Genomic DNA, 14,631 nt, shown 5'->3' on the forward strand with positions numbered 1-14,631 from the left:
ATCGTGTCAATACAACTAAAGCAGCTTAAAGCTGAATTATCAGTCGAACTTGATTCAATTTTAAAATATTGGTCGAAACATACTATCGACACTCAAAATGGCGGTTTTGTTGGACAAATTGACTTCAACGATCATATTATTTCCAATACGGAGAAAGGTTCTGTTCTAAACGCCAGAATTTTATGGACTTTTTCGTCAAGTTATAAAATCACAAAAGACGAAAGTCATAAAGAAATCGCCAAACGTGCTTTTGAGTTTCTTTCGGATTATTTTTATGATAATGAATTTGGAGGTTTATTTTGGAGTATCAATGCTGATAAAACGCCAAAAGATACTAAAAATCAAATTTATGCTTTAGCTTTTGCGATCTACGGATTATCTGAATATTATGCTATTTCTAAAGAAGATAAAGCTTTGGAAATAGCTATCAATTTATATTTAAAAATTCAGGAATACAGTTACGATCCTGAAAACAAAGGCTATTTTGAAGCTTTGACCCGCGATTGGCAACCTATCGACGACTTACGTTTGAGCGATAAAGATGCCAACGAAAAAAAGACAATGAACACGCATTTACACATCGTAGAAGCCTATGCAAATTTGTTTAAAGTCTGGAAAGATAAAAAACTGCAAAGTGATATAATCGAATTATTAGAAACGATCGAAAAACATTTTATCAATACTGAAACAGGACATTTACGCTTGTTTTTTGATGAAAACTGGATCGAAAAACCAGATGTAATCTCTTATGGACATGATATTGAGGCCGCTTGGCTTTTGTTGCAATGTGCCGAAATTTCCGGAGATGAGAATTTAATCGCCAGTTATAAAAAACACGCCATTCAAATGGCAGAAGTTACCCAAGAAGGTTTGGATTCTGATGGTGGTTTATGGTATGAATTTGATCCTGAAAAAGAGGAATTAGTTGCCGAAAAACATTGGTGGGTTCAGGCCGAAGCTTTGATTGGTTTTTATAATGCGTATCAATTAACCGGCGATCAAAAATATCTGGACATCGTTTACAAAAATTGGGAATTTATACAAAAACACATTCTGGACAAACAAAACGGAGAATGGTTTTGGGGAATTTACCGCGACAATTCTTTGATAGAAAAAGACAAAGCAGGTTTCTGGAAATGTCCGTATCATAATGGCCGTGCGTGTCTGGAATTAATTAACCGAATTAAAACATAACAAAAATGAAAACTACATTTCTCAAAATAGCATTAATAAGTTTGTCCGTTTTGACTGTGACAAGTTGTTCTAGTGATAACGCATCAAAAGATGAAGTTATCATTAATCCGCCGGCAGAAACTGATCCGTTGACGACGCAAAATGTCACTACTTATATGGTCGATGCAAGTGCTACCAAAGAAACTGTAGCTTTATTTTATAATTTAAAAAAACTTGCCAAAACTAAAATTGCGATTGGTCAACAAGACGCTTTTAATAGCTATTATCAGGATAATGGCGGTGACTCTGATATTAAAAAAAACACAGGTTCTGACCCCGCACTTTTAGGTTCTGATTTTATATTTATCACAGACAAAAACAATAATAATCAAGCAGATAATTGGTTTTATCAACAAGAGGAAAAAACAATTAGCGATGTAAAAGCCGCTTATGCGAAAGGTATGATCAATACTTTTTCATGGCATTTGAGAGAACCTAACAACGAAGATTCTTTTTATGCGGCAGATATGACGGCAGACCAAAAAGCGACAGCTTTTAAAAGTATTTTACCAGGCGGAACAAATAACGAATGGTACAAGAAAAAACTAGATAAAGTTGCCAGCGTTGTTTCGAATTTAAAAGGTGCGAATGGGGAATTGATTCCAATAATCTTCAGACCTTTTCATGAGTTTGATGGAAGCTGGTTTTGGTGGGGCGCTAATTTTTGTTCTGCTGATGATTACAAAAAAGCCTATCAGTTTACAGTTGACTATTTAAAAAACACTAAAGGTGTTCACAACATTTTATATGCTTTTTCGCCTGACAATTCATATACTAAAGAAGCAGATTATTTAAGCCGATATCCCGGCGATAAATACGTCGATGTTCTTGGAATGGATAATTACGGTGATTTTGATAATCAAGGTCAAACTGGCGCAACTAAAGCAAATGCAAAACTTATAATGATTGGATCTCTCGCAGCTAATAAAGTAAAAATTTCGGCATTGACCGAAACCGGATATCAGGTTAGCGCAACAAAACCTCCGGTTACGGATTGGTTTTCGACTTATCTCTATGGCGCAATAAGCAATGTTCAGGGATATGATTCTACTATATCGATTAGTTATGTAATGTTTTGGAATAACTCCAAAGATGCCTATTTTGTCCCGAATGGTTCTGTTTCGAATGCCACAGATTTTAAAACATTTGCAACAAAACCAAAATCGGCATTATTGAATTCATTGCCGAAGATGTATGAATTGCCAAAGTAACTTTGTAGTTAAAATGGCACACGGATTTGAACAGGTTTAAACGGATAAAAACAGATTTTTACTCGCATATTTATCATTTTAATAACCGCATTTTGTGTCATTTCGACCGAAGGGAGAAATCACATTACGGGATTCACGCCTCGTTGCTCTCTGGATGTGATTTCTCCCTTCGGTCGAAATGACAAGATTGTGAAAAACGTAAAGTATCTTATAAAAACCCAAATCCCTAGCCCTGATAGAAGTGGAAATCCTTTTGTGACGCTTTTTAGCGGAACAAAAGATTGAAACGGATAGCAGGAAACAGCTCCTAAAAAAAATAAATAATGAAAAATACACTTCTAAAAACTATACTATTTGCTTTGATTCTTTCTACAATCGCTTCTCAGGCGCAGGAAAGAATTACGGTGAAGGGAACACAATTTTACAAAGGCAATAAACCGTACTCGTACATTGGAACGAATTATTGGTACGGAAGTTTACTGGCTTCGAAAAAAGTGGGCGACCGAAAAAGATTGCTTCGCGAACTGGATTTAATGCAGCAATACGGAATCGATAATTTACGAATTTTAGTTGGCGGCGATGGCGGAAAATATGATTTTACCGTTCGTCCGGCATTGCAATACGAACAAGGAAAATATGATAAAGATTTGCTTGACGGAATGGATTTTTTAATTTACGAAATGAGCAAACGAAAGATGTATGCAGTTTTGTATTTGACTAATAATTGGGAATGGTCTGGCGGAATGTCGCAATATTTAGAATGGAACGGTAAAGGTCCTATTCCGGTTCCGAATATTGCTCCAAATACGTGGCCGCAATTTATGGCGTATACAGAACAATTTTATAGCTGTGCCCCTTGTATGAAAGGTTTGGAGAATCATGTGAAGTTTATTATGGGACGAACGAATGCTTATTCGCATAAAAAATACACGGAAGACAACACAATTATGGCGTGGCAAGTTGGGAATGAACCAAGGCTTTTTACGGTAGAAAATGAGGCTAAATTTACGGTTTGGCTAAATAATATTGTGGATTTAATTGATAGTTTAGACAAAAACCACCTGATTTCTACAGGTTCTGAAGGAAAAAACAGTTCGAATGACAGCATGGAAATTTTTGAAAGAACGCACCAAAACCCAAAAATTGATTATTTGACCATGCACATTTGGCCTAAAAACTGGGGTTGGTTTAAGGCTGACGACGCCGAAAAAACAATACCAACAACGCTGGAAAATGCAGGAAAATATATTGATGACCATATTAAGGTTGCTAACAATTTAAAACGTCCAATTATTATTGAAGAATTTGGTTTAGGAAGAGAAAATGAAAGTTTATTGGCAAATGCATCTGTTGCGAATCGGGATATTTTCTACAACTATATTTTTGGCCGCGTTGCTGAAAGCCGCAAAAATAATGGTCCGTTGCAAGCAGCAAATTTCTGGGGTTTTGGCGGTGAAGGAAAAGCGATTAACGCAACCGGAAAATGGAATCCCGGTGATCCTTTAACGACTGATCCGCCACAAGAACCACAAGGATTAAATTCGGTTTTTTCGACGGATAAATCGACTTTGGATATTGTAAAGAAATATAATAAAGAATTGAAATAATTTAAATCGTTGTTTATCTATTCCCTTAAATCCGACAGGTTTTATCCCGAGGCTTTGGGACTGTCGGGTTTACTGTGCGTCTAATACATGACGGAGACGCACTGCTGTGCGCCTCTACGGATGCTTCGTGAAATATTTTTTCTACGAAATATTTACACCAAAATTTTCTCGATTGCATTCAACTCGTCTGATGAAAATTCAAGACTTTGCAAACAATCAATATTATTGTTTAACTGTCTTACTGAACTTGCACCAATTAAAACGGATGTAATTCGTTTGTCTTTTTGAAGCCAAGCCAAAGCCATTTGTGCCAGAGATTGATTTCTGTTCTGAGCAATTTCATTCAGTTGAACTAATTTTTGAATGCGTGCTTCTGTAACCTCATCTTCTTTTAAATGTCCGTTTGGATTATGTGCTCTTGAATTTTCGGGAATTCCGTTTAGGTATTTATCTGTTAAAAGTCCTTGTGCCAAAGGCGAAAATGCAATACAGCCTACTCCTTTTTCTTCCAGAACATCCAGTAAACCATTTTCCACCCAACGTTCTAACATAGAATATTTAGCCTGGTGAATCAAACATGGCGTTCCTAATTGTTTTAAAACATCAACCGCAACACGAGTTTGTTCTGCCGAATAATTACTGATTCCAACATACAAAGCTTTTCCAGATCTTACTGCATAATCAAGCGCCATCATCGTTTCTTCGATAGGTGTTTCGGGATCAGGACGATGCGAATAAAAGATATCTACATAATCGACTTTCATTCTTTTTAAACTCTGATCTAAACTCGATAATAAATATTTACGGGAACCCCAATCTCCGTAAGGTCCATCCCACATGGTGTAACCTGCTTTGGTCGAAATAATGATTTCGTCACGTAAATTTCCCTGAAAATTATGCCACAGAATTTTACCAAAATTAGTTTCTGCAGAACCTGGAACCGGTCCGTAATTATTAGCGAGATCAAAATGGATAATTCCTTTATCAAAAGCTTCTACAGCGATACATTCTGCATTATCAAAATTATCAACTGATCCGAAATTGTGCCATAATCCTAAAGAAATTTCAGGTAATAATAACCCGCTTTTTCCACATCTGTTATATTTCATTATTTTAGTTTAAAGGTTGGTAGTTTATAGATTTTAAAGGTAAAAACAAACCCGAATATTTAAAACCCAAATTAGTATTTAATTTTCGTAAATTTGTTTAAATACTAAAGTTATGGAAAATAATTGGCAAAATTTAATTTCGATAAATCCAGACATCAGATTTGGTAAACCTGTTATTACTGGAACCCGAATTTGTGTTTCAGATATTCTTTCCTGGCTTTCTACCGGAATGTCTTTTGATGAAATAATTGAAGATTTTCCCGAATTAAAAAGAGAAGATATTCTTGCTGCTTTAAAATAATCTCGCAAAGGCGCAAAGACGCAAAGTTTTTTTTTGCATAGCCCTAGCTTCAGCTAGGGGAATAAATTTTAATAGAAAAGGGCTTTAGCCAAACTTTAACTAGTTTGGATAAAGCCCTTTTCGTTACTTCTATATCTCCATCCAGCTAAAGCTGGACGTTATTCATGTAAATCTTAAAAATTAAAATTCGTGAATTCGTGGCGAAAAAAAACTTTGTGCCTTTGTGCCTTTGCGGCAAAAACTTCTATTCTTTTATCTCAAACCCACTTTCCAATCCTTTGTCAGAACTTCCTCCAACCATAATTTTAAAAGTTCCCGGCTCTACTAAATAATTTCCTTCATTATCATAAAAACCAAGTTCCTTATCTGTCAAAGTAAAATTCACTGTTTTACTTTCTCCTTTTTTCAAGTTTACTAACTCAAAACCTTTCAGCTCTTTTATTGGTCGCACAATGCTCGCATATTCATCATGAATATACAACTGCACGACTTCTTTTCCGTCATAATTTCCTGAGTTTGTAACGGTAACACTTACTTGTACATTTTCTCCTTTTGCAAAAGCAGTTTTGTTTATTTTCAGATCTTTATAATCAAATTTAGTATAACTCAAACCAAAACCAAACGGAAATTGAGGTGTTTTTGCAACATCTGTATAATGGGACCAAAATACATTTTTATCAACATCAGCTGGTCTTCCGGTGCTGTATTTATTGTAGTAAATTGGAACCTGACCCACATTTCTCGGGAAAGACATTGGCAATTTTCCACTCGGATTGTAATCTCCGTATAAAACCTGAGCAACGGCATTTCCGGTTTGCGTACCCAACTGCCAAGCTTCTACAATTGCAGGAATATGGTCTGCAGCCCACGGAATACTCAACGGACGTCCGTTGTTTAAAACCAAAACAATATTTGGATTCACTTTATAAATTTCTTCCAGTAATTCTTGTTGAACGCCAGGCAAATTAAGATCCGTTCTACTGCGGCCTTCCCCACTCTGAAAACCATGTTCTCCTAAAACCATCACCACAACATCGGCATTTTTGGCAGCCGTTTTTGCAGCTTCAAATCCACTTTTATCAGTTGTATTAAAAATCACCTCATCTAAGAAACTCGTTTTTCCAACAACTAAATCGGCACCTTTTTCAAATGTCAATTGATTGTCTTTATATTGCTCCATTCCTTCCAGAACCGAAACCGCCGTATTATTATCCGATGCAATTCTCCAGCTTCCCAACGGACTGTTTTTATCGTTTGCCAAAGCACCAATCAAAGCAATTTTCTGTCCTGATTTTTTTAGCGGAAGCAAACCTTTATCATTTTTCAACAATACGATTGACTTCTTAGCCATATCCAGAACGCCGTCATTATTGGCTTTACTTCCCACAACTGCTTTCTCACGCTTTTCGTCACAATATCTGTAAGGATCATCAAACAATCCCAATTCAAATTTCACACGCAAAATTCTGCGAACCGCATCATCAACCAAAGATTCTTTTACTTTTCCTTCTTTTACCAATTCAGCTAATTTTGCTACATACAAATACGATTCCATATCCATGTCAGAGCCTGCAATTACCGCTTTTGCCGTTGCATCAGCTTCATCTTTTGCATAACCATGCGCAATCATTTCGCGAATCGAAGCATAATCTGAAATCACAAAACCATCAAATTTCCATTTCCCTTTTAGAATATCTCTTTGCAGGAACACATTTCCAGTTGCCGGAACGCCATTCAAAGTATTAAACGAATTCATAAACGTACGAACTCCAGCATCAACAGTCGCCTTAAAAGGAGGCAAAACCAAGTTGTATAATTTAGAATTACTAATATCAACAATATTATATTCCAATCCAGATTCAACATAACCGTATGCAGCAAAATGTTTCGCACAAGCCGCGATCGTATTTACTTTAGCCAAATCGGCAATTGTTTCACCCTGAAAACCTTTCACTCTGGCAGCTCCAATTTTGCTGCCCAAATACGGATCTTCTCCTGCACCTTCCATCACACGTCCCCAACGAGCATCGTCAGAAACATCAACATTTGGACCAAAAGTCCAGTTAATTCCAGATGCCGAAGCTTCATCAGCCGCAATCGCCGCCGATTTTTTAATCGCTTCCAGATCCCAACTTGCAGCTTCTGCCAGCGGAATCGGACTTAATGTTTTATAACCGTGAATAACGTCAAAACCAATAATCAGCGGAATTCCCAAACGGGTTTCTTCAACCGCAATTTTCTGAACTGCGCGAACCTCTTTCACACCACGAACTGTTAGCATTGAACCAACCCAGCCTTTTCGCAAATGTTCGTATTTCAACTCGGCAGTTCCGCCTTTTGGAGCCGGTCCCGTAACATCCCAAAATCCATTATATTGATTCATTTGCCCCACTTTTTCCTCCAAAGTCATCAAAGGCAAAAGCAAATCAATACGTTCTTCAATGGTTTTATTTTTATCCAAATACGGCTTTTTCTGTGCATTCATATTTCCAACAGTAAACAGGGCAAAAATCCCAATAGTTATTATTTTTTTATTTTTCATAATGGTATAATGGTCAGATAGTTTATTTTAAAGATGCTAAGATTCTGAGTTGCTAAGATGCTTAGTTTCATATTTTGGGCGTGTCCCGCCGAAAAAGGCGGGTCGGGCTATCCGTTTCAATTCCTCGCACTTCCTTCGTCAGGCTGTGGGATTTCCTCTTCTATCCCTCACGCAATTTACGGTAAATGATAACTTTTTGTTTTTTAATGCTCAATCTTGTCAATTTCGACAAAGGAGAAATCACACAATCCCGAAGCTTCGGGACACAATCTAAGTCGCCAATCTTTGTCGAGCTACTAGTGTGATTTCTCCCTTCGGTCGGAATGACACAACCAACGCAAAAATCGATCTGAAACCAATCAAAAAAACAAAATAAAATACGCATCAATCCGCTAAATCCGTACAATCCGCGGGCAAAAAATCTAAAATCTACAGTCTAAAATCTAAAATTCTTCCGTAAAACAAGAAGCCGGCAAATTTGCCTTATTAAACAAATCTGACTGAATTGTATTCCCCCATGCAAATCTCACCTTCACAGGATTCGCGACTTTTTTACTCGTCAAAACAATCTGATTGTTTTTTATCAAAGCTTCCGCAGGAAAGAAAATTCCATCGGCTCCGGCCACTTCAAATTGATTTGATATTTTATTCTTACAGTACAATCCTTCCGCATAATCAAACGAAACAATTGCTTTGTTTTTTTCTATTTTGAAACCTTTAAAAAGTGGTCCGTTTACCAAATTCGAATTTAGTCCCGAGGCTTCGGGATAAGTATCGGCTAAAGCTAAATTTGCCAAACGAATTCCAACATCTTTTTTATTCTTTGGGTGAATATCAATCGTATCCGAAATATCACTAGTCAAAACCATTCCTGTTTTCGGAACTTCTTTCAGAATTTTTCTTTGAGAATTTCTCACGATGACATTCGAGAAATTATTACTTCCCGTTTTATAAGGCGCAATCTGGACGAAATAAAAAGGAAATTCGTCTTGCCACGCTTTTCTCCACGAAGTAATCAAAGCCGATAATGTTTTATCATAAACCAATGAACCAACATTCGATTCGCCTTGATACCAAAGCGTTCCGGCAATTTTAAAACCTACAAAAGGATAAATCATCGCATTGTAAGCACGCCCGGGCTGACGCGGACCATATTCTTGTTCGTTGAGTTTTTTTGCATTTTCCAGTAAAACAGGATCATTCTGAACTACTTCTTCCGGCATCCAGATTTCGGCAGGAGTTCCGCCCCAATTGGAAGAAATCAATCCTATTGGAACATTTTTTAAATCTTCTTGTAAACGTTTGGCAAAAAAGTAACCAATCGCGCTGAAATATTTCATGGTTTCCGGAGTCGATTCTGTCCAGTTTCCTAATAAATTATTTTGAGGTGACGTAGCTGTTAATTTCGGAACTAAGAAAAAACGAATATTAGGATTCGTAGCATTTTTCATTTCTTCCTCGCCATTATTTATTCCCCAACTTGCAGACATTTCCATATTGGATTGTCCGGAACAAACCCAAACTTCGCCAATCAAAATGTTTTTAAGGACAACTTCATTATAACCTTTTATAGAAATGGTATAAGGTCCGCCTGCTTCGGGAGTTTTTATATGAAGTTCCCATTGTGCCTGATTATTAGCAACCACTTTATATTCCTGATTGTTCCAGCTTGAAACCAATTTGATTTCTTCTTTTGGATTTGCCCAACCCCAAATTTTCACTTCAGAGTTGCGTTGTAAAACCATATTGTCACCAAAAATATTCGGAAGTGTAACGTTTGCCACCATAGTACTGGAAATCATCAGAAAGAAAACAAACTTAAATATATTATTTTTCATTTAGTAACTTTTTTAAAAACGGTGCATATTCATCAGCCAGAACTTTATGATCAGCCACATCCGGATGTCCTGAACAGCCTTTTGGTGTCATTGGTTTAAACTTAAAAATAACAATTGGTTTATGAGTTTTATCAGCGTCAAATGCTGCTTTTACTTTATTAAGACAATCTTCAAAAACAATCGCTCTTTCGCCATTTACCATTGGACTGTTTGTAATCACGATTTGTACATTTGGATTGTGTTTGTACAACATTTTAATAAAATTGATGTAGTTCGAAACATACTTTTCGGGATTAAATGGCAAACGTTCTTTTTTACCGTCACCGCCCGAAAAATCATTAGTTCCTAAAGCAATGCTTATAATATTGGGTTGAAAAGCAAAATCATATTTGGGTTTCGAGGAATCTTTTGTTAAATACAAATTTTCATAGACATCCGGCATAATCGCTTCGTCTTTATTCTCGTCATTCCAGTTTCTATACATCCCGATTCCGGAAACTGAACTCATCAAATAATGAACACCAATTTCTCGCGAAAGCACCGGACCATAAGCATAATAGCCATTATGATGATCCAAATATTCGCCTTTATCACAAGGAATATCAGACGGATCACTTGCAGCTCCACAAGTAATTGAATCTCCAATAAATTCGATTTTCTTTTTCTTCTTTGTTGTAATTGACGTTAATTTTGCTGTTGTCCCAACAAATAAAACTCCGCCACTTTGTGCTTCTGTAGTTTTATAAATACCAAGTGTGTGTACTTTTTTATTTGAAGTAATCTTTACCGGGAAAGATTGCGCATCGCCTTTTTCGATTCTTACTTTACCAATATATTTTCCGTCCAGAACTAAGGAAACATAATTATGATGTTCATAAGAATCTACACTTTGCAAGGTAATCGCACATTCATTTCCTGTAAAATTAAACGAAACCGAAGATGCCGTTCCAATTAATACAACGCTATTATTTTGGAGTTTTTCAACCCGACCTTCATAAAGAAAAGTATTGTTCTTGGTTTGTGAAGTTGAAACAACTGAAATCAGTAAAAATGAAATTAAAAACACTATTTTTTTGAGAAACATAATTTATTTGTTAAAATATAAATACGATTCACAAATATATCCCATATACAATATATATAAAGATACTAAAACATCAAATAGCAATAAAAAAACACCAAATAATATGATCGTTTATTTCAGTTTACTACTAGTTTTAAAGGTTCATTGCCAAACATTCCTTTGATATTCAAGAGCAACAGCTTATCTTTATAAATTAAATCTTACAGCTAACTCATTAAAATGAAATTATCTCATTATATAGCCTTTGTTTCAATTGTTTTGTTTTCTTCTTTCACTATAAAAAAAGAAAATAAAACGAGTATTCTTATTGAAGAAAATCAAACTAAAATAGATCGTGATTCTATTGTTATATATGCCAAACAATATTTAGGAACTCCGTATTTATATGCCGGAAATGACCCGAAAAAAGGATTTGACTGTTCTGGTTTTGTCAATTATGTTTTTCAACATTTTAGTGTAAGTGTACCAAGAAGTTCAAGCGGTTATAAAAATATAAATACGACAAAATCTCCCGAAGATTTTAAAGTTGGAGACGTTTTAGTATTCTACGGATATAAAAACAATACCATAATTGGACATGTTGGGATTATTTGTGAAGCAAATGGTATGCATTCAAAATTCATACACGCTTCTTCCGGAAAAGCCGGAAGTGTAACGATTAGCGATTTAGATTCTGAACATTATAGTAAACGTTATTATAAGTGTGTTGATGTATTATCTAAATAGTTTTTTTGCCACGAATTACACGAATTATCACGAATTGTTTTTGTGAATTAAATATATACATTTAGAAATTCGCGGAAATTGGTGTAATTCGCGGCAAACCTTTTTTTACTTTATTCTTCGGTCAATAATTTCACCAAACTTTCATCTCTTTGATAAACGTCTTTATAAAAATTCAAATTTCCTTTTCTATCTACCCAAGCGGTAAAATATCCGATATAAACGGGAACTTTCTTTTTTAAACTAACCCAATTTTCTTTGCCTGCATGCATTGCTTTATCAATACGTGCCGGAGTCCAGGAAGGATCTTGTTTTAAAAGTTCAATTGCCAATTCTCTAGGTTTTCCAACTCGTACACAACCATGGCTAAAAGCCCTGCTTTCTCGCTCGAACAAACTTTTTGCCGGCGTATCGTGTAGATAAATGTTGTTTGAATTTGGAAACAAAAACTTCACTAAACCAAGTGAATTATTTTTCCCCGGTAATTGACGAACCGCACCATTATTCCATTCCAGATTTTTCTGTGCCAGATAATTCTTGTTTTTCGCCATTCCGGGTTTTATCTCTTTATTTATAATACTTGTTGGCACATTCCAATACGGACTAAAAACAATATTGTTCATCATTCCGCTAAAAATAACCGTTTTGGTCATTGCTTTCCCAACCACAACCGGTGATACAAAAGCAATTTGATGATCGCGAATTAAGTACAATCTAAACTCAGGAATATTAACTTCTATATATTCTGTGCCCTTTTCCAGTGCAGGATCAATCCATCTGCAACGCTCCATATTGGCAATAATCGTTTTGATTCTGTCCGAAACCGGAATATTCATTTCGGCAATATGCTGAGGCAAGATTATATTTTTTGGTGTTAAACCATGATGCTCTTCGTAGTTTTTAGCTGCTGAAATTAAAAGAGAATCACACACATTGCTTTTATTATCCTCTTTAAGATCTCCCGTTATATAAAGCCTTTCTCTAATTTGTCCCACAGCAACAGCTGAATCTCCTTTTTTGAAGCTCTTAAAATCTTCTCCAACTTCAATATTTTTCCAGCCGCCTTTTTTCTCAATTTCTCTATATTGATGAAGCGCATCACGAAGCTTGTAATATTGACTGAACATTTTGCTCTTTTTGTCATCACTGATCGTTGCCTTTTTATAAATAGAATCTGAAAACACCTGATAATTAACTTTTTTTCGAGGTAAAAGCCATTCTAATGATTTCGTTGTTTTTTCATCTACGCCAGATACTTTCTGAACGTAATAAAAATATAAATTGGTAATCATCAAATCAGTGTCAACTTGTGACAATTTGTTATCAATATTATGATCAAAAATAGGATTGATTTTTTCATTGTATGGAAAATTTGCCTTCAAACCTTCCTGATCTAATCCTTTATATTTATTAAATAAAGTGCTTCCAAACTCGACCACACCTTTATTATCCAGCCATAATTGAGTAGATTTATTTTTCTTGTATAATGCTAAAACATCACTCTGGAACTTATCCAATTTTGGGTACGCCTGATAAAAAGCAGCAATCTTAGAACTATCAATCGAAAGTCTAAGTTCAGGCACTACTTTTACCGCGGTCTTTTTTAATTCTTCTTCCTTTTTTTCTGCTTTGGAATTACAAGAAACCGCAACAAAAAGAATACTCACAGCAACAAGCGAATACAAAATTTTCATAATATTATTTTTAATAAAAATAGAAAAGTTTTACTGAAAACAAACCTTTTCTAAAAAAATTAATACTGTCTTTACAATGTTCTAAATAATCAGAGTTTAATTGGATCAAGACAAAAAAATTGTCGACAAGCATAAAATATTTTGTATTGTAAATAATTTCACCGCAAAGTTTGTTAAGATTTTTATCTTACAGTATGTTTACAAAACACAATCCCGAAGCCTCGGGACGCAAAGCTGGTTCAGCACAATCCCGATAGCTCTCGGGCAATGTCATTAAGTTAAGCTTTTTTTAGATAATTGAGACTGGGAAAAAAATCGCGCAAAGTCGCAAAGCCGCCAAGTTTACATACATTTTCTTTGCGACTCTGCGACTTTGCGCGAGATTTATTCGGCAATATTCCCTTAACTTAATGACATTGAGCTCTCGGGATTGCATTCTTTGTGTTTTTATAAAACCTTGCAGGCAAAAAAACTTTGCGAACTCTTTGCGGTTAATTTTTTAGCCACAAATTTTCACAAATTAATTCGTGCTAATTCGTGACCCGAGCGATAGCGAACAGGCGAAGCAAATTCGTGGCTGATAAACTTTGCGTAAATCTTTGTGATCTTGCGGTAAAATTCATTCCTAATTTATAGCACCACAGATTTTTGCATTGATACATTTAATCTCTGCTTTCTTTAAATAAAAGGCATAAAAAAACTCCAAATATGGCACATTTGGAGTTTTTCGCTTTATAACCAACCTTTAATTATTTAAATAACCGTTCCTTTTAAAGTAAGGATTTTTGGAGCAGTTTCTGCACTTGTTGTTACAGTAACTGTTTTTGTGAAACCACCTTTATTAGCAGCATTATAAGTAGCTGTTACTTTTGCTGTTTTTCCAGGTAAAACTGGTTCCTTTGTATAATCCGTTGCAGTACAACCGCAAGATCCTTGAACATTTGTAATTACTACGGCTGTTTTTCCTGTATTTTTAAATTCATAAACAATCGCTTTTGGTGTTCCTTGTGGAATTTGTCCAACATCAATCGTTTCTGCTTTCCAAACAAGTGTCGAAGCTGCATCAGCCACTTTTATTTCAGAAATTAAAGATTTTACTGGTGCAATTGCTGAAAAAGACATTAGTCCTAAAGCTAGAGCCAACATCGAAATTTTAATCATTTTCATATTATTTAATTTAATGGTTTATAGTTCAAATTTTGTTTTACAAAGATATTTCAGACAAAACCAAATCGCTGTTAACCGCTTTCAAATCTTTGTTAACGAGTTGTTAATCGCTGTTTTTAACT

General features: G+C 35.4%; 11 protein-coding genes. 5 read left to right on the top strand and 6 right to left on the bottom strand.

Annotated features, from left to right (window positions below; all coding sequences use genetic code 11):
- The first annotated feature begins 3 nt into the window (after positions 1 to 3).
- The 3 genes from EAH81_RS07445 (at position 4) to EAH81_RS07455 (ending at position 4,051) form a co-directional block, all read left to right on the top strand.
- Positions 4 to 1,194: an AGE family epimerase/isomerase gene (locus EAH81_RS07445; RefSeq protein ID WP_140505464.1), complete on the top strand. Its 1,191-nt coding sequence runs from the start codon at positions 4 to 6 to the stop codon at positions 1,192 to 1,194.
- A gap of 5 nt (positions 1,195 to 1,199) precedes the next feature.
- Positions 1,200 to 2,444, top strand: a complete 1,245-nt coding sequence (locus EAH81_RS07450; RefSeq protein ID WP_140505467.1) for a glycosyl hydrolase — start codon at positions 1,200 to 1,202, stop codon at positions 2,442 to 2,444.
- 323 nt (positions 2,445 to 2,767) lie between these two features.
- Positions 2,768 to 4,051, top strand: a complete 1,284-nt coding sequence (locus tag EAH81_RS07455) for a glycoside hydrolase 5 family protein (RefSeq protein ID WP_140505470.1) — start codon at positions 2,768 to 2,770, stop codon at positions 4,049 to 4,051.
- Between the two features lie 152 nt (positions 4,052 to 4,203).
- Here EAH81_RS07455 and mgrA read toward each other — a convergent pair whose 3' ends face one another.
- Positions 4,204 to 5,160 carry an L-glyceraldehyde 3-phosphate reductase gene (mgrA, locus tag EAH81_RS07460; RefSeq protein ID WP_140505472.1) on the bottom strand — a complete coding sequence of 319 codons (957 nt, stop codon included), beginning with the start codon at positions 5,158 to 5,160 and terminating at the stop codon, positions 4,204 to 4,206.
- A 112-nt stretch (positions 5,161 to 5,272) separates the two neighbouring features.
- Here mgrA and EAH81_RS07465 point away from each other — a divergent pair, with 112 nt between their 5' ends.
- On the top strand, positions 5,273 to 5,461 hold the full coding sequence (locus EAH81_RS07465; protein WP_140505474.1) for a DUF433 domain-containing protein: 189 nt from the start codon (positions 5,273 to 5,275) through the stop codon (positions 5,459 to 5,461).
- Between the two features lie 244 nt (positions 5,462 to 5,705).
- Here EAH81_RS07465 and bglX read toward each other — a convergent pair whose 3' ends face one another.
- The 3 genes from bglX to EAH81_RS07480 form a co-directional block, all read right to left on the bottom strand.
- Positions 5,706 to 8,003, bottom strand: a complete 2,298-nt coding sequence (gene bglX, locus EAH81_RS07470) for a beta-glucosidase BglX (RefSeq protein ID WP_140505477.1) — start codon at positions 8,001 to 8,003, stop codon at positions 5,706 to 5,708.
- Positions 8,004 to 8,446: 443 nt separating this feature from the next.
- On the bottom strand, positions 8,447 to 9,841 hold the full coding sequence (locus EAH81_RS07475; protein ID WP_140505479.1) for a sialate O-acetylesterase: 1,395 nt from the start codon (positions 9,839 to 9,841) through the stop codon (positions 8,447 to 8,449).
- The gene (locus EAH81_RS07480) at positions 9,831 to 10,925 is read right to left on the bottom strand and encodes an SGNH/GDSL hydrolase family protein (protein WP_140505481.1); all 1,095 of its coding nucleotides are present in this window, start codon (positions 10,923 to 10,925) and stop codon (positions 9,831 to 9,833) included. The genes EAH81_RS07475 and EAH81_RS07480 overlap by 11 nt, the downstream gene beginning before the upstream one ends.
- Before the next feature lie 219 nt (positions 10,926 to 11,144).
- On the opposite strand from EAH81_RS07480, the gene EAH81_RS07485 reads away from it, so the two are divergent.
- Positions 11,145 to 11,651, top strand: coding sequence for a C40 family peptidase (locus tag EAH81_RS07485; protein WP_140505483.1), 507 nt, complete (start codon positions 11,145 to 11,147; stop codon positions 11,649 to 11,651).
- 110 nt (positions 11,652 to 11,761) lie between these two features.
- On the opposite strand, the gene EAH81_RS07490 is transcribed toward EAH81_RS07485, so the two are convergent.
- Complete coding sequence (locus EAH81_RS07490; RefSeq protein WP_140505485.1) at positions 11,762 to 13,342, bottom strand: murein L,D-transpeptidase; 1,581 nt, start codon at positions 13,340 to 13,342, stop codon at positions 11,762 to 11,764.
- Positions 13,343 to 14,095: 753 nt separating this feature from the next.
- Positions 14,096 to 14,509 carry a DUF1573 domain-containing protein gene (locus tag EAH81_RS07495; protein ID WP_140505487.1) on the bottom strand — a complete coding sequence of 138 codons (414 nt, stop codon included), beginning with the start codon at positions 14,507 to 14,509 and terminating at the stop codon, positions 14,096 to 14,098.
- Positions 14,510 to 14,631 lie beyond the last annotated feature (122 nt).

Origin of the sequence: Flavobacterium pectinovorum (assembly GCF_006438875.1) — a bacterium.
GTDB classification, from domain to species: domain Bacteria; phylum Bacteroidota; class Bacteroidia; order Flavobacteriales; family Flavobacteriaceae; genus Flavobacterium; species Flavobacterium pectinovorum_A.